Source organism: Aggregatibacter kilianii (assembly GCF_003129965.1).
GTDB classification, from domain to species: domain Bacteria; phylum Pseudomonadota; class Gammaproteobacteria; order Enterobacterales; family Pasteurellaceae; genus Aggregatibacter; species Aggregatibacter kilianii_A.
On the sequence record NZ_NRCJ01000014.1, the window covers coordinates 1 to 21771 of the forward strand.

Consider the following 21771-nt stretch of genomic DNA (forward strand, 5'->3'; position numbering starts at 1 on the left):
AGGTTTGAAACGGCTTACGCCGTTTGTGCCTTATATCTCCGCCCTGAAGGACGGAGTTTTACGGCACGTTGGATAAAAGTGGTGATGCCAATGACAGAATTGTTAATCCGAAAACACATCGATTATCAACAAACGATATCGACAGATTAAATATAAATGGAAAAACAATTGATATTGCGCCCGAAGGCGTAAATCCCGGATACACTTATTTAGATAAAAACGGAGAGACACGTTTAAGTACAGGTGCGTTTGTTAATGGATTAATATTCATGGAGAGTACCCGTAATGGCATTTATCAAAATCAAAAAGATGGCAAAACCTATGTTTATGTACAGGGTGAGTTAACACCGGTGAATGAAATTCCAAGCACAGGAGAAGTTCGCTATCTTGGGTTAAGTAGCTATCATGTCAACAATGAAACCTTAAATGAAGGTGCTTCCGACATTAACCCTCCAAGATGGGGAATTGTCGGCATTGATATGACAGCTAACTTTGATGAGAAAAAAGTGGAAGGAAGATTGCTGGCAACAGGCTATCCAAATAACGTTGTCAGCGAGTTGGAAGGTAAAATTTCCGGCAATCAATTCAACGGGACAAAAGACGGCACAACCATGCAAGGAGCTTTCTTTGGTAAAGGTGCTAACGAAATGGGTGGCATTTACGTCAACGAAGAAAAAGGCTTCAGCGGCGCATTTTCAGCTAAGGCCAACTGGCAATAAGCCCCTAATTAAATACCCACGCTAAATCGTGGGTATTTTTTCTTTATTTTCAATAAAAATTTTCTTGAAATCTCATCATACGTCCCCACCTGTTAAAAGTCAGATGAAAAACTAACCAATAGGAGAAATATGATGACTACCGAAAATATCAGCTACCCTGTTTTAAAGCTAACTGAAGTGAACCGTTCATTAAGTGCGGATACGCATAAAAACGCCGATTACACCGTGCCGGGCGTGGAAGTGAAAACCGGGCATTCTATTGCCGATGCATTGCAAAGCCGTTTACAAGGTTTAAACGAATTAGCCCTGATTTTGAAACACGCGCACTGGAACGTGGTCGGTCCGCAATTTATCGCGGTGCATGAAATGTTGGACAGCCAAACCGACGCAGTGCGTGAATTTGTAGATGAAATGGCAGAGCGCATTGCCACGCTTGGCGTATCACCAAACGGCTTGCCGGGCAATTTAGTAGCGCATCGTCAAACACCGGAATATCCGCTTGGTCGTGCAACCGCACAAGATCATTTGCGTTTAATTGATAAATATTACACTCACAACATCGAATCCCACCGTTTCGTGTTGGAGCACTTTGGCGAATTGGATCCGATTACCGAAGATTTATTAGTGGCACAAACCCGCGCTATTGAGAAATTACAATGGTTCTTACGTGCCCATTTGGATAACGGTGCAGGTAATATTTAGTTAAAATAAAATGAAGCAAACCCGACGTGAGTCGGGTTTTGTTTTTTCCTTTATTCACGAAAAGTCAGTTTAATTTCATATGACATATTGAATTAAACTGACTTTTGTCTATTCCGTCGCAAAAGTGCGGTGTTTTTTCTAAACGTTTTTTCCTTCCCTTTCTAACAAATACGCTTTCAATCCCCGCTCCCGTAAAACACAGCTCGGACATTCGCCGCAGCCGCCTTCTACGCCGTTGTAACAGGTGTGGGTATGTTGGCGGATGTAGTCGAATGCACCGAGTTGATCCGCCAGTGCCCAGGTGTCTTTTTTATCCAGCCACATGAGCGGTGTGCGAATGTCAAAGGGGTAATCCATGGCGAGATTTAAGGTGACGTTCATGGATTTGACAAACACATCGCGGCAATCGGGGTAGCCGCTGAAATCCGTTTCGCATACGCCGGTGTAAATCACCCGAATGCCTTGGCTTTTGGCGTAAATGGCAGCATAAAGCAGAAATAAGGCGTTACGCCCATCCACAAAAGTGTTTGGCAATTCGTCATCTTTTTGGCTGATTTGTGCGTTGGGATCCATTAAGGCGTTGTGGGTAATGGCTTTGATTACACTGGTGTCAAGCACCGTTTGTTTGACTTTTAAATCCTGCGCAATCCATTTGGCTTTTTCCAGTTCAATAGCGTGGCGTTGACCATATTGAAAGGTGATGACTTCAACATTTTCTGCGCCGAATGCTTTGATGGCGAGAAATAAACAAGTGGTGGAATCTTGCCCGCCGGAGAAAATCACGAGGGCTTTTTGAGGTTGATTTGACATAGTGAGTCCTTAGTTTTTTTATGTGGGAGGGTTGCGAACCACAGATGAAAAGTGCGGTGGATTTTAGCAAAGAAATAAGGGGATGAAAAATCCCCTTAAAAAACGTTGTTTTTTATGACCGCACTTTAAGCCAATCAATACCCTTCTTCCTGTAAATTCGGCAGGAAGGTTTTCTGTTGAATGCGTTTGACGCGGGTTTCGATTCGTCCGTCGGCGTAAAGCTCGATTTCACGCCACCCTGGTTGCACGGTATCTAGCGCGAAGGTGTTGCTGTCCGGTTTAAACTGAATGCCGGTAGATGGCGTCGCCATGACTTTGTAACCGTTCCATTCGCCGTCCACCTGTTGATGAATGTGTCCGTATAAAATACCTTTGACGTTATTAAACGGTGCGAGCGTGTAAGCCAATTCGTGCGCATTGCGTAGATTATGTTGATCCAGCCAAGCGGAATGAGTCGATAAAATATGATGATGCAACACCACCAAAGAATAACGCCGTGGATGTTCTTTCAACTTCGCCATTAGCCAATCCAGTTGATATTGCCCGAGTTGCCCGTGCGGAACGCCGGCGATTTGGCTATCTAACAGCAGAATTTGCCAATTTTCGCCTAATAAAATGTGCTTTTTGTCGCAAATGTTGTCACGTTTGAGAATATCAAACATCTTCGGTTGAAAATCGTGATTGCCCGGAATCCAAAATACGGTTTTCTCAAGAGGTTTGACGCTTTCGCAAAAGCGCAGATAACCTTCTTCGCTGCTGTCCTGAACCAAATCGCCGGTGGCTAACACCAAATCATAATCATAGGATTGCTGACGGATTTCGCTTAACACTTGTGAAAAGCTCGCTTGGGTATTAATTCCCAATAACTCACCCGTTGCATCTTTAAATAAATGGGGGTCGGTTATTTGAATGATACGAAACACCGCTTGCGGGGTGTCATATTTATAGGTATTTAACAAAGTAAACTCCTACTCCTAATATTAAACTTAGTCTAAATTACCTATGCCGTGTGTTTACAGCCACTGCGCTTGTAATTTTCGGTAATTTAACTCCAGCCACTGTAATCCCATTACTGCAATGCCGTTATCAATTTTACCCTCACAAACCCATTGATATGCCGTTTCCCTACTTACGACATGAACGCGAATATCTTCGTTTTCTTCCGCCAAACCGTGAATACCGCCAATGCTTGAACTATCAACCTTACCCACGAATAAATGGATGCGTTCCAACACGCCTCCCGGGCTGTCCCATACGCTTAAGCAATGTTGCAAGTCGGTAATTTGCGCGCCTGCTTCTTCTTCGCTTTCCCGAAGCGCCACATGTTCCGGCGCTTCACCTTCTTCCACCATGCCGGCGATTAATTCCAGCAACCAAGGTGATTGTTGCAGTGTCGGATTGTATGCACCGATACGCACTTGCTCGACAAGCACCACCGAATCCTGTGCGGGGTCATAAGCCACCACCGCCGAAGCGGCGCCTTTAATCAACAGCTCGCGGGTAACGATGCCGCTCCAGCCGCCGTTAAAGAGTTTATGTCGAAACTGCACTTTATTTAGCTTAAAAAAACCTTGATAAACCGTTTCATCCTTTACAATTTCAATATCGTTTTGAGTAAATTGTTGAAACTGATACATCTTTCTCTCCTTAAATTACTGCCGGCAACTAGGATACTTTCATTTGTTACAAAAAAAAACGCCATTCTTCGCAAAATTTTTAGATTTTTGAACTCTGTCACAAAAGTTTGTGACATCCGGCAAAAGTGTCACAGAAATGTAACAAAGCATAAACACAAAGTGCGGTCGGTTTTCAAGGCGTTTTTCATTTCCGAAAAACAATCTGAAAACCGACCGCACTTTTCTGCGCCCAAACTCAGAATCCTATTGTTTTTCAAACAACTTTAGGCTATAAAGCAAGCCAATAAACAAAACAAAAACGCAAGGCTTTCCTATGGATGAAATTTTATTACTGATTTTAGCCCTAGCAGTCGTCCTCATCATCATGGCGATTGACTTTCGCGGCAAAACTAATTTCCGAATCAAACGATTAGAAACACAGTCTGTCGCGCAAGCAAAAGAAATCGCGCAGCTCAAATCCCAGATTACATTATTGGAACAACAATCCGCTCCACCACCGCCTGTTGAGTCGGCAACAAAAGCCGAGGCAATAGAGGATTCCCCTGAACCGGCTATTGCAACGTATTCACCACAAGAAGCTTTTGCCAAAGCTCCTGAAAGCGACTTGCCGACGGAAGCCCCTGCACCGGAAGTGTTCGAAGAAATTCAAGCAGAAATCCCTGCCATTGAAACGCCTAAACCACAAGTGGTGATTGAACAAGCTCCATCCGGCAAGCAAGGCGCAAAACCACATCAACCGAATCCGATTTGGCAGTGGTTCCTGAAAGGCAATCCGATTCTCAAAGTCGGCGCAGTGATTTTATTTTTAGGGCTAAGTTTCTTATTACGCTTTGCTTCCGAACACATTTCCTTTTCCGTTGAATCCCGTTATGTAAGCGTTGCCGTTACCGGCGTCATCTGTAGCTTGGTCGGTTGGCGATTACGCAATACCCGGCGTGAATATGGCTTGACGTTACAAGGGCTGGGCATCGGTGTGTTGTATCTCACCTCACTAGCCACCTTTAAATTGCACCAGCTTCTGCCTGTGTCGTTGGTTTTCCTATTCCAAGTCGTCTTGGTTGCGATTATGGTGGTGTTGGCGTTGGTGCAAAATGCCCGCATTTTGGCGCAAGTGGCACTCATCGGCGGCTTGGCATCGCCGGCGCTGCTTTCCGATGGTAGCGGTAACTATTTGGTTCTTTTTAGTTATTTGGCGTTATTAAATACCAGCATTGCCGTGGTGGCTTGGTTTAAATCCTGGCGCTCATTGAATTTAATTGGCTTTGTCGGTTCCACCATTCTCGTGGGAGGCTGGGGAGCACAACATTACCAACCGGAACTTTACCTCGTTTGCCAATTATTCCTGGCGTATTATTTAGCCCTTTACACCTTCATCGTCTGGCGTTTCGCCATGTTACAACCTGCCGAATCATCAGAATTATCGGAACAATACAATAACGCTACCTTAGGGCAATTAATTCATTATTGGTTAAACGGTGTAAAACAAGTGGGTGTGTTGGATAGCAGTTTGTTAGTGGGCAGTGCCATCAGCTCTTTTGCCATGCAATATGGCATCGCACACGATTTCACCAACGGTATGCTCTATTCGGGTTTAGGCTTCGGCTTATTCTATGGCATTTGCGGTTTCGTGATTAACCGCAACGCAAAATTACACATTGTCGCCCATGCCATGTTCGCCCTAAGTTTGGTGTTCTTTACTATCGGCCTCAGCAATTTCTTCAGCGAGCAACGGAAAACCGTTGTCTTATGGAGTCTCGAAGCCGAGTTAATTTATGGATTCGGTATTTACCAAAAATCCCCTGTGGCACGCTTAAGCGCCCTCTTGTTCTTTATTCCGGTCAGCCTGCTAACTCATATTTTCTACGGAAATCTAACCAATAGCTTCTCTGTAATTGCATTAGGTTTTGCCATCGCCATTGCCTGGCAATACTATCGTAGCCAAGTTTCCGCGTTATGGGAAAAAGCAGCGACGGGTACCATTTTCGCCATTAGTTTATCGGCATTGGCATTTAAGCCATCACTCATGCATACATTAGGCTACATCAGTGCATTCGCCTCAGTCCTGCTTACGGCTGCTTTAGCGGTGATTTGCGCCTTGATCCAATGGCGTTGGTTTAACCGTTTATTAACGATTTTCGCCACGGTCATTCTGTTTATTACGCTTATTCCGCTCAATTTCTTTTTCTTTGAGCAAAATACGGAAACCTTGCTGTTTGCCTTATTGGGGATAATCGCGTGGTTCATCGGTTGGAGTTCGGCGAATCCGAAATACCGTCACACCAATTTTGCCGGTGCTGCATCGTTCTTGGGTCTAATCGATGTCATTGTCGGCGGCTTTCTCATCTTCCAAGCATTAATGAATGTCGCCTTCTTGGATGAGGCGCTTATCATCGGACGTAATATCGTCATTCTGTTCGCACTCTTGTCGCTTTTCGCCAAAATTTCCCAATGGCAACTGGTGAATAAGGTACAACTGGCGTATTTACCGTTTTTCACCTTAGTTTCCATCGGCTTTTACATTCCGGAAATCGTTGTGACAGCGGAAAATATTTATGACTGGCTGTTGATTTTGCTTGCCGCCTGCGCGTTGCATTACCTGATTTTATGGCAACTGCGTAATATGGCATCGGTGTTACACGACAAAATTAAAACCTATTGGCACCTGCTCGGTTTGAATCTTTTTATCATTAATTTCATCCTGTTCTGCATAAAATGGGCTGAATTTAAAGCGCTGACCGATGCCTGGAGCATGCTTTCTTTCGCATTGGTGCCGTTAATGACCTTCGGCATATTAATGCGCTGTCGCCATTACTTGCAGCAGCGAAATTTAGAATCCGTTTATTTGCAACAAGGCATTTTGCCGACCTTATTGTTCCTCGCCGGTTGGCTGGTGTTCGGCAATATCATCTCCGACGGCACAAGCGCGCCGTTGCCTTATTTGCCGATACTGAATCCGTTGGAGCTCGCCTCCTTGGCTACCATCTATTTGCTTTGGAAATGGCAGACGTTATATGTGCCGGCACAATACAAAAAGCATGCCTTAGCGGCAATGGCAGGCATCGGTTTGTTTATGGTGAGCGTGATGGTTATGCGCGTATGGCACCACTATGACGGCATCGAATGGCGACTTGCCACCCTCTTAGCCTCCTTCGGCTTACAAGCGACTTTATCCGTAATTTGGACGCTGTGCGCCATCGCGTTAATGCTAAAAGGCAACAGATCGGGGCAGCAACCTATTTGGTTTAGCGGCGCAGCGCTCATCTCTTTGGTAGTGATCAAATTATTCTTGGTGGAATTGGGTAATAGCGGCGGCGTAGCGCGAATCGTCTCCTTCATCGTGGTTGGTTTGTTATTGCTCATCGTCGGCTACTTCGCGCCATTACCGCCCAAAAATAAGGCGGCACAAACGGAAAGCAAAGCCTAACATGACATAAAAAAAGTGCAGTTGGTTTTCAAAACGTTTTTTACTCAAAAAACAATCTGAAAACCAACCGCACTTTTTCTTTAAAATCACACGAAATACTGCTCGAAAATCTCCGTTAAATGTTGTTGTAACACTGTCTTGCCGGCAATGTCTTCCTTCTCCCACACCTGCAATAACACGTCCATTGAGAACTGTTTCTCCGCCTGTTCCGCCAACGGCACATAACTAATATGCCAAGGCTCGCGCCCGATTTTTTTATTTTTCGGCATCTGCATAAACGGAAGCGCGAAATCAAAGTGCGGTAGATTTTCCGTGAGAAATTCACTCAATTCAAAAAAGTAACCGCCCTTTTCATATTCCCAAGGTTCAAGCTGTAACACCTGCCCTTGCGGCAATAAATCAGGATCGAAAATATCAATTTCCGTCCCCCAATGATGGCGACTCGCCCCAGGCAATGCCGACCAACGCAAAATCGCCTGACATTTTTGCCAATCATCCAGTTGGCTTAAATCCAAGGCATTGCCTGCATCATCGTGCACTTTGCGTTCGCCGTTGAATTTACCGTTCCAAATAAGCTGTTGACGAGCAAAATCACGAAAGCTACTCGCCGGCTGTAAATTAAAGCCATTTTTGACCGCACTTTGTTGCAAGCCTTGAAAGGCTTTTGCCGCTTCCGCCTGCAAAAAATGATTTGGCGAATGTGGCGTCGGTAAATGGATTAAATGCGCGCGCGATTTGCCGGTGAGCATTTCTGGGGTTAATTTCATTTTAGTTATCCAATAAATTTTCGAGCATTTGATGATAAATCTGACCGCACTTGCCAAGCTCGGAGACGCTCACACATTCGTTCACTTTATGAATGGTGGCATTGAGCGGGCCGAATTCCACCACTTCCGCGCCCATCAGCGCGATAAAACGTCCATCCGACGTACCACCGCCCGTTTCTGCTTGCGGTGTCACGCCCGTAATTTGTTTAATCGCGGAAGTGACGGAATCCAATAATTTACCCGGTTTGGTTAAAAACGGTTTGCCGGAAAGATTCCATTCAATGCGATATGTCAAACCGTGCTTTTTCAACATTTCCGCTACTTTTTGTTTAATGATGTCGTCCGTCACTTCCGTGCAATAACGCAAATTAAATTGCACATAAAGCTCACCCGGAATCACATTATTACTGCCCGTGCCCGCGTGAATATTGGCGATTTGTAGGCTTGTCGGCGGGAAAAATTCGTTGCCGTTATCCCATTGGTAGGTGGTGAGTTCCTGCAAGAATGGCGCCGCTTTGTGAATCGGATTTTCCGCCAAATGGGGATACGCCACGTGCCCTTGAATGCCTTGAATATACAGATTGCCCGTGATAGAACCGCGACGACCGTTTTTTACCACGTCTCCCAAGGTTTGCGTACTGGACGGCTCGCCCACCATGCAGTAAGTGATTTTTTCACCGCGCGCCATCAGCGTTTCCACCACGCGCACCGTGCCGTCTTTGGCGGCGGCTTCTTCATCAGAAGTGATCAATAACGCGATTGTGCCCTGATGATTAGGATGGGCTTTGACGTATTCTTCCGCTGCCACGATCATTGCTGCCAGCGAACCTTTCATATCCGCCGCCCCGCGCCCGTAAAGCACATCGTCCACGATCTTGGCGTCAAAAGGCGGATACGTCCATTGGCTTTCATCGCCTGTCGGCACCACATCCGTATGCCCGGCAAAAGCAATCACAGGCTCTCCCGAACCATGCTTCGCCCACAGATTTAAGGTGTCATTAAAAGGCAGCCATTCGATTTGAAAACCCAATTTTTGCAAACGTTCGGCGATCAGTTGCTGGCAGCCTTCGTCATTTGGACTGATGGAAGGACGACGGATTAAATCCTGCGCCAGAGAAACCACTTTTTGTTTCATAAAAAACACCTCGAAAATTGACCGCACTTTATGCCTTCTCTGGCAAACTCCATGCAGCTAAGATGGCTTGAGCCAAGCCTAAACCGACACAAGGCGATGCCAAGATAATATAAAGCCAAGCTATCGCCTCAATGTCAGGCAGTGCAAAAAGCATACGAAGCCCAGTTACGGGATCAACATTTGTTTCTCCATCGAAAGGCATAAAATACAAAGCTATGCTGCTAATCAAAGGGATAAAAAAGGGCATAATAAATGCCAATAACACATAACTTGTTGTGGCTCTTGCTTTGGTTAGAATAAAGATTAACCAAGTTATAAAAGAAGGAAAAAATGAAATAAGAAAAACAGAAACAAAATATTCTTTAACAAAAAAATTAAATAAGCAAGAACATAGCAAGGCGATAAGCGCACTACCGACTAAAAATCGTCGGGTCAGTTGTGCTAACGGGGCATTCATTTTTAATCTCCATTTTTTAAAATAATAGAATAAGCAAGCAGAAAATCTATACACCTCCATGGCATTTAGCAAAATGTACTTTCATATTTTTTCTCATCAAACCCAATCAACGCCTTGCCCTCCTGCAAAATAATCGGGCGTTTAATCAACGTTGGATTCTCGGCAAGCACCGAAAGTGCGGTCGTTTTTGATAATGAATTTTTCACGCTTTCATCCAAATTACGCCACGTCGTACTGCGTTTATTCACCAGATTTTCCCAACCGAATTGCGCTTCCGCTTTTTCTAAAAAACTTACCTCTAAGCCATCCACGCGGTAATCGTGAAGTTTATGTTCGATGTTGTGATCAGCAAGCCATTTCAAAGCTTTTTTCACAGTGTCGCAGTTTTTAATGCCGTAAACGATGATCATGTTTTCTCCTAAAATAAAAAATCCTCAATCTAATCAGACTGAGGATTTTAACCCTTATACTATTTCATCTCAAATAAATTAACCTAATAACTTATTGATACGTTTAATAAAGGCTGTCGGATTTTCCAATGAACCGCGTTCCGCCAGCATAGCTTGTTCCAACAACAATTCGACCCAATCGGCGAATTGCGCTTCGTCGGCGATGTCTGCGACTTTTTTCACCAAATGATGTTCCGGGTTAAGTTCAAAGGTATATTTCACTTCCGGTACATGCTGACCTGCGGCGGCGAAAAGTTTTGCCATTTGCGTGGTCATTTGATCGTTGTCGGTGGACACCACGGCAGGCGTATCCGTTAAGTTATGGGTCACGCGCACATCTTTTACACGATCGCCAAGCAAGGTTTTCACGCGTTCAATCACGCTACCAAAAGCTTCGTCTTGTTCTTTTTGCGCGTCGGATTCTTTGTCCGCCAAATCGCCTAAATCCAAGTTCGCTTTGGTGATACTTTGCAACGGTTTGCCGTCAAATTCCGTTAAGTAGCTCAACATCCATTCGTCAATGCGGTCGGAAAGCAATAACACTTCAATGCCTTTTTTGTTGAACAATTCCAAGTGCGGGCTGTTTTTTGCCGCTACATAGCTGTCCGCCGTGATGTAGTAAATCGCCTTTTGACCTTCTTTCATACGGGAAACGTAATCTTCCAACGACACCGTTTGTTCGGCTCCGTTATTGTGAGTTGAAGCAAAGCGCAACAATTTCGCAATGGCTTCTTTGTTAGCAAAATCTTCTGCCGGCCCTTCTTTCAATACCAAACCGAACTCTTGCCAGAATTGTTGGTATTTTTCCGCATCGTCTTTCGCCAGTTTTTCCAGCATTTGCAAAGAACGTTTGGTTAAGGCTTTGCGCAGTGCGGCAGTAACTTTATTATCTTGCAAAATTTCGCGGGAGACGTTTAACGGTAAATCGTTGCTGTCAATTAAGCCACGCATAAAACGCAGATAATTCGGCATAAATTGTTCCGCGTCATCCATGATAAACACGCGTTGCACATAGAGTTTCAAGCCGTGTTTATGCTCGCGATTGAATAAATCCCATGGTGCTTTGGACGGCACATAAAGCAGGCTGGTGTATTCCTGATTACCTTCCACTTTGTTGTGCGCCCACAAAAGCGGGTCGGCAAAATCGTGGCTGATGTGTTTATAAAATTCCTTGTATTCCTCGTCGGAAATGTCGTTTTTGGCGCGTGTCCACAAGGCATCGGATTTATTGATTTTTTCCCATTTTTCGCCCGTTTCTTTGCCTTCGTCATCATATTCTTTGGTCAGCATTTCCACCGGTAAACCAATATGATCGGAATATTTACCGATAATTTCACGTAAGCGCCAGTCGTTTAAGAATTCTTTTTCATCTTCGCGCAAATGCAAAATCACATCGGTACCACGGGATTTTTTCTCAATATCCGCCACGGAATACTCGCCTTCGCCGGCGGACTCCCAAAGCACGCCTTTATCAGCCGATTCACCTGCAGCACGGGTTTTCACGGTGACTTTATCGGCAACGATGAAGGCAGAATAAAAGCCTACACCGAATTGACCGATAAGCTGGCTATCTTTGGCTTGATCTTGCCCAAGTGCGGTCAAAAATTCTTTTGTTCCTGATTTCGCAATCGTGCCTAAATGATCGATCACCTGCTCGCGGGTCATCCCGATACCGTTATCGCTGATAGTAAGAGTGCCTTTTTCGGCATCCGCGCTGATACGCACGCGCAATTCGCCGTCACCGGCATATAAATCGGGATTGGAAAGCGCTTTGAAACGAAGTTTATCCGCCGCATCGGAGGCGTTGGAAATCAGCTCGCGCAAGAAAATTTCTTTGTTGGAATACAAAGAATGAATCATTAATTGGAGAAGTTGTTTGACTTCCGACTGGAAGCCGCGGGTTTCTTGATTTGTACTCATTTTTTTCCTACTTATGTTGATAAATTGAAAACGTTATGGATATAAGTGCGGAAGGCAAAATTTCAAGAGCCGTCATTAAGAAAAGTGCGGTCGGTTTTCAGGGAATTTTTTTAGGTTTCGCTTGTCTTTGAATACAGTCCCACTCACAAACATAAGGAAACTTTATGGATTTTAATAACCTGTTAAACCAAGTCGTCAATCTTGCGAAAAAATCCGCAAGCCGTTTAGAAACCGGTAATTCCACTGTTGATAATATCACCAAAGTCGGCGGCGGCGCAGCGCTTGCCGGGGTTTTATCGATGATTTTAGGACGTTCCGGTGGCGTCAGCTTAACCAAACTAGGCTCTTTGGCGATTTTAGGCAACATGGCGTATCAAGCCTACCAAAACTATCAAAAATCCCAACAAAACGCGCAACCGGACATCAGTCAGACCGAATTTGATGTGTTAAATTCGGGCAGTAACGCGGATGCAGGCTCCGTTATTCTGCGCACGATGATTGCCGCCGCCGCTTCCGACGGCGAAATCAGCGAGGAAGAAAAAGCCCTTATTTTGAAAGAAAGCGGCGATACGGAATTAAGTCAATGGTTGACACAAGAAATCGAGCATCCGATTAGCGTTGCCGAGATCGCAAAAACGGTGGGAAATGACACCGCACTTGCCGCAAACGTGTATTTAGCCGCGCGTTTGGTGTGTCAAGATTTATCCCGTAAGGAAATCGTGTTCTTATCCGAGTTAGCCAAAGCGCTGGGATTAGACGATCAACTGGTAGAACAACTGGAAAAACAAGCCGGATTCTAATTCAGGGTTCAAATGAAAAAAGGCATTATCGGTAAAATTCGATAATGCCTTTTTTCTTCTTCGGGATTTACGTTGAAATTTTCGTCGGTTTGACAATTTCGCTTGGATAACAACCCAGAATTTTCAGGTTATTACTGAATTGTTTTAATTCCTCCAAGGCGGCTTGCGTGTCAGGGTGATGAATATTGGCTTCGATTTCCAAGTAAAACATTTCTTCCCACGGTTTGCCGTAAATCGGGCGCGACTCCAGCTTGGTCATATTAATGTTGTGCTTTTTAAACACCAACAACGCATCCACCAACGACCCCGCCTGTTGCCCCGTGCTCATCAACAATAAGGTTTTGGTGTGAATTTGCGGGGAGACGCTGTGCGCTTTCTTTGCAATCACAATAAAGCGGGTAATGTTGTTTTCTTGGTTGGCAATATTACGCTGTAAGACTTTCAAGCCGTACAACTTGCCGCCATCCTCATTGCCCAACGCCGCAATATTCGGTTTATTTAAACCGGCAACCAGCTGCATGGCGTGAGAACTGCTTTCGCAGTATTCAATGTGAACCCGATCTAAACCTTGAATAAATTGGCTACATTGTTGGATGACTTGCGGGTGGCTGTACAGGGTATCAATTTTGCTTAAATCATCCTGTTCATTGACCAATACGCAATGTTGGATGGGATATGCCAGTTCGCCCACCAAAAACAGATCCGTATGTTGCAATAAATCATACACTTCGTTAATGGCACCGGAAGTGGTATTTTCCAACGGCAGCACGCCGTAATCCGTTTCGCCGTTGCGTACTTTTTCAAACACCTGTTCAAAACTCGCACAGCTGATTTCAACCAGTTCCTCTTGATAGCGGGTGGCATAATTGCGCGCCGCCAAATGGGAATAGGAGCCGCGCTTACCGAGAAAAGCGATGTGAATATTCTGTTCGCGCTGTTCATTGAGTTTTTTCTGCAAATAAACCTGTTGCGTTAATACCGAATCTTCAATGATTTTCTGGAAAATTGAGGTGATATATTGCGGTTCAAGCTGATAGTTTTCATTTTCCGCGAACTGCACCAGCTCTTGCAACAACTGCTCTTCACGCACCGCATCACGCAATGGCTTTTGAGTCACCTCTTTACTGCGCACCACATCGAACGCCAAACGATGCCGTTCAGAAAGCAGTTTCAATAAACTGCGGTCAATTTGCGTAATTTGTTGACGAATTTCACTTAAATCCAATGACATAACCTTTCCTTTTACTTAAGCAAAACTTACTTGAATACAACGGCATTTTTCGGTTCAAATTTGCTTGCATCAAGCGGTGAATTGTCGGTAAAGAATTTCTTCAATACATCCGCGTCAATAAAGCCGGTATTCACATACGTCGGATTTTTGGTCAACACCGGATAACCGTCGCCGCCCGCCGCATTATAGCTTGGCACGGACAAGCGGTAGGTTTTCTTCAAATCTAACGGTTTACCTTGAATTTTTACATTTTCCACGCGTTTATTTTGGCGATCAACGGTCATAGTAATGCCGGCATATTGCGCATAAGCACCGGAATCCACTTCTTTCAATGCTACAACGTTTAAGTAATCTAATAATTCCTGACCGCTTAATTCCACATAACTCACAATATTTCCGAACGGGTGAACTTTCAGAATATCTTTGTAAGTCACATCGCCTGCCTGAATGGAATCACGTACGCCGCCGGAATTCATAATGCCCACATCCGCTTTTGCGCGTTGACGTTGCGCTTCAGCAATTAAATGCCCTAAATTGGTTTGCTCAAAGCGAATCACATTACGATCGCCCTCCAATTTGCCTTTCAGTTCACCCACTTTGACATTCAGCAATTTATCGCCTTTGTCCTGATAAGGTTTCAGCAATTTTACCATTTCCGGATCTTGCGCCACTTCTTCGCCATAAAGTACATATTCCGTCGTGCCATCAGCTTTTTTCACTTTTTGTTTTAAATTCACCGGCATCAATTGATAATTTACTAATTTAAGTTCGCCATCCTTAAACTCAAAATCCGCACGACCAAGATATTTACCCCATTCGTAGGCTTGCATAATCCATGTACCGTTTTGATAATCCGGTTTGCAGGTGTCCGTCGGTTTATGATCTTTAATCCATACGCCGTTTTCATCCACGCACACAGGATCATGGCTGTGACCACCAATAATCATATCAAATGCGCCTTTATCCAAATTACGCGCAAGACTCACATCCCCCGGTGCATTGGAGCCATGTTTCCCGTCGTAGTAATAGCCCATGTGGGTTAAGGCAATGCGCACATCCGGCTTAACGGTATCGTTGATTTCTTTCAGAGTCGATTTTGCCGTTGTGGTCGGATCGGTAAATTTGATATTGCCTTGATATTCCGGATTACCTAGCTTCGCCGTATCTTCTGTGGTTAATCCCACCACGGCGATTTTCAATCCTTGTTTATCTAAAACCGTGTAAGGTTTGACTAACGGTTTGCCCGTAGATTTATAAAATACGTTAGCGGACAAGAACGGGAATTTCGCCCATTTTTCCTGCATTTCAAGTAATTGCAACGGACCATCAAATTCATGGTTGCCGAGCGCCATAGCCTCATAACCGATAGCATTCATCGCCATAATATCCGGTTCGGCATTTTGCATATCAGATTCCGGTACGCCCGTATTAATATCGCCCGCGTGCAAAACCACCACAGAACCACCTTTAGCTTCCACTTCTTTTTTTACGTTATCCACTAAGGTTTTTTGTGCAGCAAAACCGTATTCGCCTTTATCATTTGGCCAAAAATGTCCGTGTGTGTCATTGGAATGCAAAACGGTAAATTGATAAGTCTTGCCCTGCTCATAAGCCATCGCCGTAGAGGTAACAAGGATTAGAGGTAAAATTTTAAAGACTTTCTGCATGACGAGATACTCCTGTTGTGTTCGTAAATTCACTCAATTTACTCTTAAATATAGCAATTAAAAAACGCTGTGATTTATTCGCTCCTTCGGAGCTGTTGACAAAGCCTACGCTCAAAATCCTTTGGATTTTGTGACCTCACTTTAGCACATCTATTCGGACATAAGGGTTTCAATATTCTCAGGCACTTCTCTCCCCTCCGCAGAAAATGCCATTAACATGGATGAAATCGTTTCTTTTTTACATTCATAACGATTAATCAGTTTTCCGCTTTGGTCTTGGCAAATATCAAACGAAATATCGGTATAGCCATTATTATTGGCACGTTCTCTGATAACAAATCAACGATTATCGCCGGATTTCGGCGGAAAATATAGAGTACTTTCCGTTGCATAAGGTTGCAGATAGATTTTATCCATCGTAGTCTCAACGATCAGCGCATTATCAAAAGATAAGCTAAGCATCTGATTTTCAGGTACAAAAATGAGTTTTAAATCTTTATCTTCAGCAGTTTTACAAGCAACAATATCAGCAATCACATCGCTTCCTGCAAAGACCATATTGGATAAGCCGAATAAAAACAGAAAAATGTATTTCTTCATTTGGTTTCCTTATTAAACAACTACCGGCTAGCCGTTCGATATACAAAAACACTTAAATTTCGGACCGCACTTTTACGGATAAAAAAAAGCTATATTTCAAAAGAAATATAGCTTTTAAGATAGTTTTCATTAAATTAAAACTTGCGCCGGAGCAACATAACCTTGGGGAACCTGCTGTTTGTCCTCAAAGGTAACAAACTCCCATGCTTCCTGATTATCCAACACAGCACGCAATAATTTGTTATTCAACCCATGACCTGATTTATAGGCTTTGAAATCACCGATGATGTTATAACCGCACATATATAAATCACCGATAGCATCTAACATTTTGTGACGGACTAATTCGTCTTTAAAGCGTAAACCATCTTCATTCAGAATACGATAATCATCCAATACGATTGCATTGTCTAAACTACCACCTAGTGCCAAACCTTGAGACTGAAGGTATTCAATATCTTTCATGAAGCCAAAAGTTCTTGCGCGGCTAATTTGTTGTACAAACGCCTGTGCGGAAAAATCCATCACATAATTACGCACATCTTTACTGATTGCCGGATGGTTGAAATCGATTGTGAAGTTCAAGCGGAAGCCATTATAAGGCGAAAACTCCGCCCACTTGTCGCCGTCTTCAACACGCACTTTTTGTTTAATACGGATGAATTTCTTCGGTGCGTTTTGCTCTTCAATACCTGCATCCAGTAACAAATAAATAAATGGACTTGCACTACCGTCCATAATCGGAATTTCAGGTGCATCCACTTCAATAATAATATTATCAATGCCAAGCCCCGCCAGTGCTGCATTTAAATGCTCGACTGTCGAAATTCGCACACCTTGTTCATTCACTAAACAAGTACAAAGCATTGTGTCGCGAACCGCATTAGCATTCGCCGGAAAAGTGACCGGTGGATTCAAATCGGTACGACAATAAACAACACCGGTATTCGGCATTGCCGGACGTAAAGTTAACGTCACTTTATTACCACTGTGTAATCCTACACCGGTAACTTTTATGCTTTGTTTTAATGTTCTTTGTTTAATCATAACTTTTCTCTTAACTTGCTGTTATCACAAGATAATCATTCTATTTATCGCCGTTACGCATAAAGCCTTGAACATTGAATAAATTGGTATCTTTTAGGCGTTCGGTAATAGGCGTATCCAAATCGTCTCTACGTTGCACGTTTTGTTGGTTATTCGATAAATTATTTGGATCCTGTACATTATGACCATAAGTCGGCGCATTTGTTCTTGGTGCACCAAACTGGTTCGTCATCGGTTGTTGACCGGTAGACGCCGTTTGAGGGCGCGGAGAAATCTGAATTTCCGGCGCTTCCGGCTCACCAATACCGGTTGCAACGATTGTTACGCGAATTTCATCAACCATATCAGGCACTAAAGTCGTACCCACCACAACCGTAGCCTCATCCGAAGCAAAAGCTTTAATTGTATCGCCGACAGCCTGAAACTCGGTTAAGCCCAAATCCATACCGGCAGTAATATTGACCAGCACCCCTCTGGCACCGGATAAATCCACGCGTTCTAATAAATCGCTTTTCACCGCAATTTTTGCCGCATCTTCCGCACGACCTTCACCCGGAGCACCTAATGCGGAACCGAAGCCAATCATGGCCTGCCCCATTTCTGACATTACGGTACGAACATCAGCGAAGTCCACGTTAATTAAACCCGGGGAAGTAATCATATCCGAAATACCGGTAACAGAATTACGCAACACGTCATTAGCGGCGGAGAAAGCTTGCATTAATGTTGCATTTTTCGGCATAACTTTGGCTAATTGTTCATTTGGAATGATGATAAGGGAATCTACATGTTTGGATAATTCTTTGATCCCCATTTCGGCAAACATCATTCGTTTCTTACCTTCAAAAGCAAATGGTTTGGTCACCACGGCAACGGTAAGAATACCTAATTCTTTTGCAATTTGTGCAACAATTGGTGCGGCTCCCGTACCGGTACCGCCTCCCATGCCGGCGGCGATAAATACCATATCGGCACCTTCCAACATTTGACGAATCGCATCTTGGTCATCTTCGGCGGCTTTACGTCCGACATTCGGATTTGCACCGGCACCTAAACCTTTGGTGGTATTTGCACCAATTTGAACCGTTTGTTGTACTTGGCTTTTACGTAACGCTTGAGCATCGGTATTAATGGCATAGAACATAATTTTCCCATGTTCATCGGTATTCATCATCGTTTCATCAACAATGGTACCGCCCACATTATCTTTTACCATTGTGGCAACCATATGGTTAACGGCATTACCGCCACCACCACCGACACCGACCACTTTAATCAGCGCGCCATTCATTTCACCAAGATCATAATCTACTGGTTCAAACATACTTATTCTCCGTCACTGCCGACACATTATCGACATATATTAAAACCCAAATTGTTCATATTGTAGATGAAAAATCAAAATTCTCAAAATTCCGACCGCACTTTATTAAAAATTTTTTTCATCACATTGCCGCATGCGCTGAAAAATCCGCCATCGGAATGTTCTTCATTTAACGGTCCTTCATCTTCATTACTGTGCTCATATTGTAATAAACCGATAACCGTTGCATATTGCGGTTTATTTACATAATCGGTCAATCCGGTAATATTCAGCGGACTACCGATTCTTACTTGAGCATTTGGACCAAATACTTCCACCGCACCGTCTTTCAAATCTTCAATTTGCGCCCCACCACCGGTAATCACGATGCCGGCAATAAGATCAAATTTAATATGTTTGGCTTCTAAGTCTGCTTTCAAATAAAGCAATTCATTCTTTACCAAACCAAGTAATTCTTTGTAACGTGCAGAAGTCACCAAAGAAAGTTGCTCTTTTGTTAATGTACGTGGTCCACGTCCGCCGATACTGGACACTTCAATTTTTTTGTCCGCATGATATTTAGGCGGGGTTAATGCGCTACCGTGGTTTACTTTAATACTTTCTGCTTCCATTCGTGAAGTGGCACAAGCATAAGCAATATCATCAGTAACACGATTCCCTGCATAAGGAATCACTTTACTGAAACGTAACGCACCGTTGATATACACCATAATATCCATCGTACCGGCACCGAAATCAATTAAACAAACCCCCAAATCCTTTTCATCTTCGGTGAGCACGGAATAACTGGAGGCCAAGCCTGAAAACACAATTTTATCGACTTTTAATTTGCAACGTTCTACTGCTTTCTTCAGGTTGTTTAGCCAATCTTGGTGGCAAGCAATTAAGTGGGTTTGCGCTTTTAAACGAACACCTTGTAACCCCAACGGATTTTTAATGTTCATTTGCTTATCAACAGCAAATTCTTGCGGAATAATGTGAAGTAAAGACAAGCCTTCCTGCATTTTTACCGAACTTGCCGTATGAATTGCGGAATCAATTTCATCTTGAGTCACTTCGCCTTCGGCAATAGGCACGAAACCATTTTCATTAAGACTTTGAATGTGTTCTCCGGTAATGGCTAAAGTCACGCTCATAATGCGACAGTCGGCAACGGATTCCGCCGCCTCAATGGCACGCTGAATAGAAGTTACCACCGCATTTAAGTCGGTAATGCTCCCTTTATCGATCCCTTTAGACGGGCAACTGCCCACACCAAGCACATTCACTACGCCGTCCGGTAAAACCTCACCAACTACGGCAACGACTTTGGAAGTACCCACTTCCAAGCCAACAATCGTCTTTGATTCCACAATTTTAGACATTTTCTAACTTCACACTGTTAATCATTAATTTAAATCAACCATACCCACCGTCGCACCGGACGCATAACGCAAATCGACATAGGAAAGTTTTTTATTTTCAGGCACTTCAATCTGCGGATAAATCGTCACAAAACGATCCAGTTTAGTTTTCCACTCACCACGCCCAAGTTTCAGCACCACATCATTATCCAATACCACTTGCCAAGCGCCCCGCGCATCAATCGCCACCGCTTTAAGGGTTAACCCTTTCTGTTTTAAGTCGGCATAGATTCTATTCCAAGCATCCAACACTTTTTCGCTTTGAAAATCAGGCCCTGACAAACGAGGCAAATTTTGTTCTTTCAATTTACTCATTGGTAATTGAAAAACCACGCCGTCTTTTGAAAGAAATTCGGTTTCGTTCCAAATAGCGACCGGCTGATATTCCGTGACCCAAACGCTCAATCTGTTCGGCCACATTTTGCGTACCACCGCGCCTTTCACCCAAGGCATCATCTCAATTTGTTCACGGATTAAATCGGCATCCTGCCCGAAAAAGCCTTTTAACTCACCCATTTTCAGCAAGGCTTCTCGCACATCCGCATCATCGGTAAAATTCGGCGTGCCTACCAAAGCAAAAGCACTGATCGGCTTACTATCTAATTTTTCTAAAAAATTTTGCCAATTTGAATAAGAATAGAACAAAATGCCAACGCATAATAGCACAAGTAATAATTTAATTTGCACAAAAACTTTTGATTTCGGCTCACCATATCTTATATTTTGTGGGGTTTTGCGTTTTAATAAATTCATTCCGCGCTCAACTCTAAAATTTTCTCAACCAACTGCTCAAAAGAATAGCCGACCATTGCTGCCGATTTTGGGAATAAACTGTGGCTGGTCATGCCCGGGTTGGTGTTAACTTCCACCAAACGGAATTGACCTTCCGCATCCGCCATCACATCAATACGACTCCAACCACGGCAGCCCACTACATCATAGGCCTGTTTCACCAAACGACGGAGTTCCTGTTCACGTTCCTCGCTTAATCCTGCCGGGCAAAAATATTGTGTATTGTCGGAAATGTATTTTGCGTCATAATCATAAAATTCCCCTTCCGGCACAATTTTAATGGAAGGCAACACTTCATTATCCAGCACCGGCACGGTAAATTCATCGCCGGCAAGCCATTCTTCAATTAACACGGTACGATCAAATTTAAGCGCAAAATCCACCGCACTTTCCAGCTCATCGATGGATTTCACTTTAGTTAATCCAACGCTGGAACCTTCTAAGGAAGGCTTAACCATCAAAGGCAATCCTAGCTTTTTGACCACAGAGTCAGGGTTTAAGTTTAGTCTATTTTCCGCCGTCACAATTTCCATCTCGGCAACAGGTAAACCAAAGGCTTTCCATAACATTTTAGTGCGCATCTTATCCATAGTGAGTGCAGAGGTCATGACGCCGCAACCTGTGTAAGGAATACCAATTTGCTCAAGCAACCCTTGCATGGTGCCGTCTTCCCCGCCACGACCGTGCAAAATGTTAAACACGCGATCAAAACCCTGCTCTTTTAAGGTTGCCACCGGAAATTCTTTCGGATCGATAGGATGAGCGTCATAGCCTTGTTTGCGTAAAGCGTTTAATACCGCAGATCCCGAATTTAAAGACACCTCGCGTTCGGCAGAGGTTCCGCCCAATAATACGGCGATTTTTTCCTGTTTTAATGTTTTACTCAT

The 21771-nt window shown here is 43.9% G+C and carries 20 protein-coding genes and 1 riboswitch; of the genes, 4 read left to right on the forward strand and 16 right to left on the reverse strand.

Features of this window, described 5'->3' with window-relative positions; all coding sequences use genetic code 11:
- Positions 1-68 precede the first annotated feature (68 nt).
- Together DK430_RS10535 and DK430_RS10540 are read left to right on the forward strand one after the other, a co-directional pair.
- Complete coding sequence (locus DK430_RS10535) at positions 69-719, forward strand: transferrin-binding protein-like solute binding protein (protein ID WP_109079019.1); 651 nt, start codon at positions 69-71, stop codon at positions 717-719.
- Positions 720-851: 132 nt separating this feature from the next.
- Complete coding sequence (locus DK430_RS10540; RefSeq protein WP_109079020.1) at positions 852-1421, forward strand: Dps family protein; 570 nt, start codon at positions 852-854, stop codon at positions 1419-1421.
- A 138-nt stretch (positions 1422-1559) separates the two neighbouring features.
- Here DK430_RS10540 and queC read toward each other — a convergent pair whose 3' ends face one another.
- The 3 genes from queC to nudF all read right to left on the reverse strand — a co-directional run bounded on the left by queC (position 1560) and on the right by nudF (position 3868).
- Entirely contained in the window at positions 1560-2231 is a 672-nt protein-coding gene (queC, locus tag DK430_RS10545) for a 7-cyano-7-deazaguanine synthase QueC (protein WP_109079021.1), read from the reverse strand.
- 3 nt (positions 2232-2234) lie between these two features.
- Positions 2235-2279, reverse strand: a riboswitch (PreQ1 riboswitch).
- 86 nt (positions 2280-2365) lie between these two features.
- Positions 2366-3190, reverse strand: coding sequence for a 3',5'-cyclic-AMP phosphodiesterase (cpdA, locus tag DK430_RS10550; RefSeq protein ID WP_109079022.1), 825 nt, complete (start codon positions 3188-3190; stop codon positions 2366-2368).
- Between the two features lie 54 nt (positions 3191-3244).
- Positions 3245-3868 (reverse strand): ADP-ribose diphosphatase, encoded by a 624-nt coding sequence (gene nudF, locus DK430_RS10555; RefSeq protein WP_109079023.1) that lies wholly within the window; start codon positions 3866-3868, stop codon positions 3245-3247.
- Between the two features lie 313 nt (positions 3869-4181).
- On the opposite strand from nudF, the gene DK430_RS10560 reads away from it, so the two are divergent.
- Positions 4182-7292 (forward strand): DUF2339 domain-containing protein, encoded by a 3111-nt coding sequence (locus tag DK430_RS10560; protein ID WP_109079024.1) that lies wholly within the window; start codon positions 4182-4184, stop codon positions 7290-7292.
- A gap of 86 nt (positions 7293-7378) precedes the next feature.
- On the opposite strand, the gene DK430_RS10565 is transcribed toward DK430_RS10560, so the two are convergent.
- The 5 genes from DK430_RS10565 to htpG all read right to left on the reverse strand — a co-directional run bounded on the left by DK430_RS10565 (position 7379) and on the right by htpG (position 12020).
- Complete coding sequence (locus tag DK430_RS10565; protein WP_109079025.1) at positions 7379-8059, reverse strand: M15 family metallopeptidase; 681 nt, start codon at positions 8057-8059, stop codon at positions 7379-7381.
- Between the two features lies 1 nt (position 8060).
- Complete coding sequence (dapE, locus tag DK430_RS10570) at positions 8061-9194, reverse strand: succinyl-diaminopimelate desuccinylase (protein ID WP_109079026.1); 1134 nt, start codon at positions 9192-9194, stop codon at positions 8061-8063.
- 28 nt (positions 9195-9222) lie between these two features.
- A complete protein-coding gene (locus DK430_RS10575; protein ID WP_109079027.1) occupies positions 9223-9651 on the reverse strand; it encodes a hypothetical protein in 429 nt (142 codons plus the stop codon).
- Positions 9652-9716: 65 nt separating this feature from the next.
- Positions 9717-10061: an ArsC family reductase gene (locus tag DK430_RS10580; RefSeq protein WP_109079028.1), complete on the reverse strand. Its 345-nt coding sequence runs from the start codon at positions 10059-10061 to the stop codon at positions 9717-9719.
- Positions 10062-10139: 78 nt separating this feature from the next.
- On the reverse strand, positions 10140-12020 hold the full coding sequence (gene htpG / locus DK430_RS10585; protein WP_162616837.1) for a molecular chaperone HtpG: 1881 nt from the start codon (positions 12018-12020) through the stop codon (positions 10140-10142).
- Positions 12021-12184: 164 nt separating this feature from the next.
- Between htpG and DK430_RS10590 the strand changes: the two genes are divergently transcribed.
- Complete coding sequence (locus tag DK430_RS10590) at positions 12185-12820, forward strand: tellurite resistance TerB family protein (protein ID WP_109079030.1); 636 nt, start codon at positions 12185-12187, stop codon at positions 12818-12820.
- A 67-nt stretch (positions 12821-12887) separates the two neighbouring features.
- Here DK430_RS10590 and pheA read toward each other — a convergent pair whose 3' ends face one another.
- The 8 genes from pheA to DK430_RS10630 all read right to left on the reverse strand — a co-directional run bounded on the left by pheA (position 12888) and on the right by DK430_RS10630 (position 21771).
- Positions 12888-14051 carry a prephenate dehydratase gene (gene pheA / locus DK430_RS10595; protein ID WP_109079031.1) on the reverse strand — a complete coding sequence of 388 codons (1164 nt, stop codon included), beginning with the start codon at positions 14049-14051 and terminating at the stop codon, positions 12888-12890.
- Between the two features lie 26 nt (positions 14052-14077).
- Entirely contained in the window at positions 14078-15718 is a 1641-nt protein-coding gene (gene ushA / locus DK430_RS10600) for a bifunctional UDP-sugar hydrolase/5'-nucleotidase UshA (protein WP_109079032.1), read from the reverse strand.
- 339 nt (positions 15719-16057) lie between these two features.
- Complete coding sequence (locus DK430_RS10605) at positions 16058-16318, reverse strand: hypothetical protein (protein ID WP_109079033.1); 261 nt, start codon at positions 16316-16318, stop codon at positions 16058-16060.
- Between the two features lie 129 nt (positions 16319-16447).
- Positions 16448-17365: a UDP-3-O-acyl-N-acetylglucosamine deacetylase gene (lpxC, locus tag DK430_RS10610; RefSeq protein WP_109079034.1), complete on the reverse strand. Its 918-nt coding sequence runs from the start codon at positions 17363-17365 to the stop codon at positions 16448-16450.
- A gap of 40 nt (positions 17366-17405) precedes the next feature.
- Positions 17406-18689, reverse strand: a complete 1284-nt coding sequence (gene ftsZ / locus DK430_RS10615; RefSeq protein ID WP_109079035.1) for a cell division protein FtsZ — start codon at positions 18687-18689, stop codon at positions 17406-17408.
- Positions 18690-18772: 83 nt separating this feature from the next.
- On the reverse strand, positions 18773-20053 hold the full coding sequence (gene ftsA, locus DK430_RS10620) for a cell division protein FtsA (RefSeq protein ID WP_109079036.1): 1281 nt from the start codon (positions 20051-20053) through the stop codon (positions 18773-18775).
- Between the two features lie 24 nt (positions 20054-20077).
- Positions 20078-20845 (reverse strand): cell division protein FtsQ/DivIB, encoded by a 768-nt coding sequence (locus DK430_RS10625; RefSeq protein ID WP_109079037.1) that lies wholly within the window; start codon positions 20843-20845, stop codon positions 20078-20080.
- Positions 20842-21771, reverse strand: a complete 930-nt coding sequence (locus DK430_RS10630; RefSeq protein ID WP_109079038.1) for a D-alanine--D-alanine ligase — start codon at positions 21769-21771, stop codon at positions 20842-20844. Before DK430_RS10630 ends, DK430_RS10625 begins: the two co-directional genes overlap by 4 nt.

Excerpts from the sequence above, each read along its gene's own strand:
- DK430_RS10540 (WP_109079020.1), top strand. The coding sequence starts at position 852 with ATGACTACCGAAAATATCAGCTACCCTGTTTTAAAGCTAACTGAAGTG.
- queC (WP_109079021.1), bottom strand. The coding sequence starts at position 2,231 with ATGTCAAATCAACCTCAAAAAGCCCTCGTGATTTTCTCCGGCGGGCAA.
- nudF (WP_109079023.1), bottom strand. The coding sequence starts at position 3,868 with ATGTATCAGTTTCAACAATTTACTCAAAACGATATTGAAATTGTAAAG.
- DK430_RS10560 (WP_109079024.1), top strand. The coding sequence starts at position 4,182 with ATGGATGAAATTTTATTACTGATTTTAGCCCTAGCAGTCGTCCTCATC.
- DK430_RS10565 (WP_109079025.1), bottom strand. The coding sequence starts at position 8,059 with ATGAAATTAACCCCAGAAATGCTCACCGGCAAATCGCGCGCGCATTTA.
- dapE (WP_109079026.1), bottom strand. The coding sequence starts at position 9,194 with ATGAAACAAAAAGTGGTTTCTCTGGCGCAGGATTTAATCCGTCGTCCT.
- DK430_RS10575 (WP_109079027.1), bottom strand. The coding sequence starts at position 9,651 with ATGAATGCCCCGTTAGCACAACTGACCCGACGATTTTTAGTCGGTAGT.
- DK430_RS10580 (WP_109079028.1), bottom strand. The coding sequence starts at position 10,061 with ATGATCATCGTTTACGGCATTAAAAACTGCGACACTGTGAAAAAAGCT.
- htpG (WP_162616837.1), bottom strand. The coding sequence starts at position 12,020 with ATGAGTACAAATCAAGAAACCCGCGGCTTCCAGTCGGAAGTCAAACAA.
- DK430_RS10590 (WP_109079030.1), top strand. The coding sequence starts at position 12,185 with ATGGATTTTAATAACCTGTTAAACCAAGTCGTCAATCTTGCGAAAAAA.
- pheA (WP_109079031.1), bottom strand. The coding sequence starts at position 14,051 with ATGTCATTGGATTTAAGTGAAATTCGTCAACAAATTACGCAAATTGAC.
- ushA (WP_109079032.1), bottom strand. The coding sequence starts at position 15,718 with ATGCAGAAAGTCTTTAAAATTTTACCTCTAATCCTTGTTACCTCTACG.
- DK430_RS10605 (WP_109079033.1), bottom strand. The coding sequence starts at position 16,318 with ATGAAGAAATACATTTTTCTGTTTTTATTCGGCTTATCCAATATGGTC.
- lpxC (WP_109079034.1), bottom strand. The coding sequence starts at position 17,365 with ATGATTAAACAAAGAACATTAAAACAAAGCATAAAAGTTACCGGTGTA.
- ftsZ (WP_109079035.1), bottom strand. The coding sequence starts at position 18,689 with ATGTTTGAACCAGTAGATTATGATCTTGGTGAAATGAATGGCGCGCTG.
- ftsA (WP_109079036.1), bottom strand. The coding sequence starts at position 20,053 with ATGTCTAAAATTGTGGAATCAAAGACGATTGTTGGCTTGGAAGTGGGT.
- DK430_RS10625 (WP_109079037.1), bottom strand. The coding sequence starts at position 20,845 with ATGAATTTATTAAAACGCAAAACCCCACAAAATATAAGATATGGTGAG.
- DK430_RS10630 (WP_109079038.1), bottom strand. The coding sequence starts at position 21,771 with ATGAGTAAAACATTAAAACAGGAAAAAATCGCCGTATTATTGGGCGGA.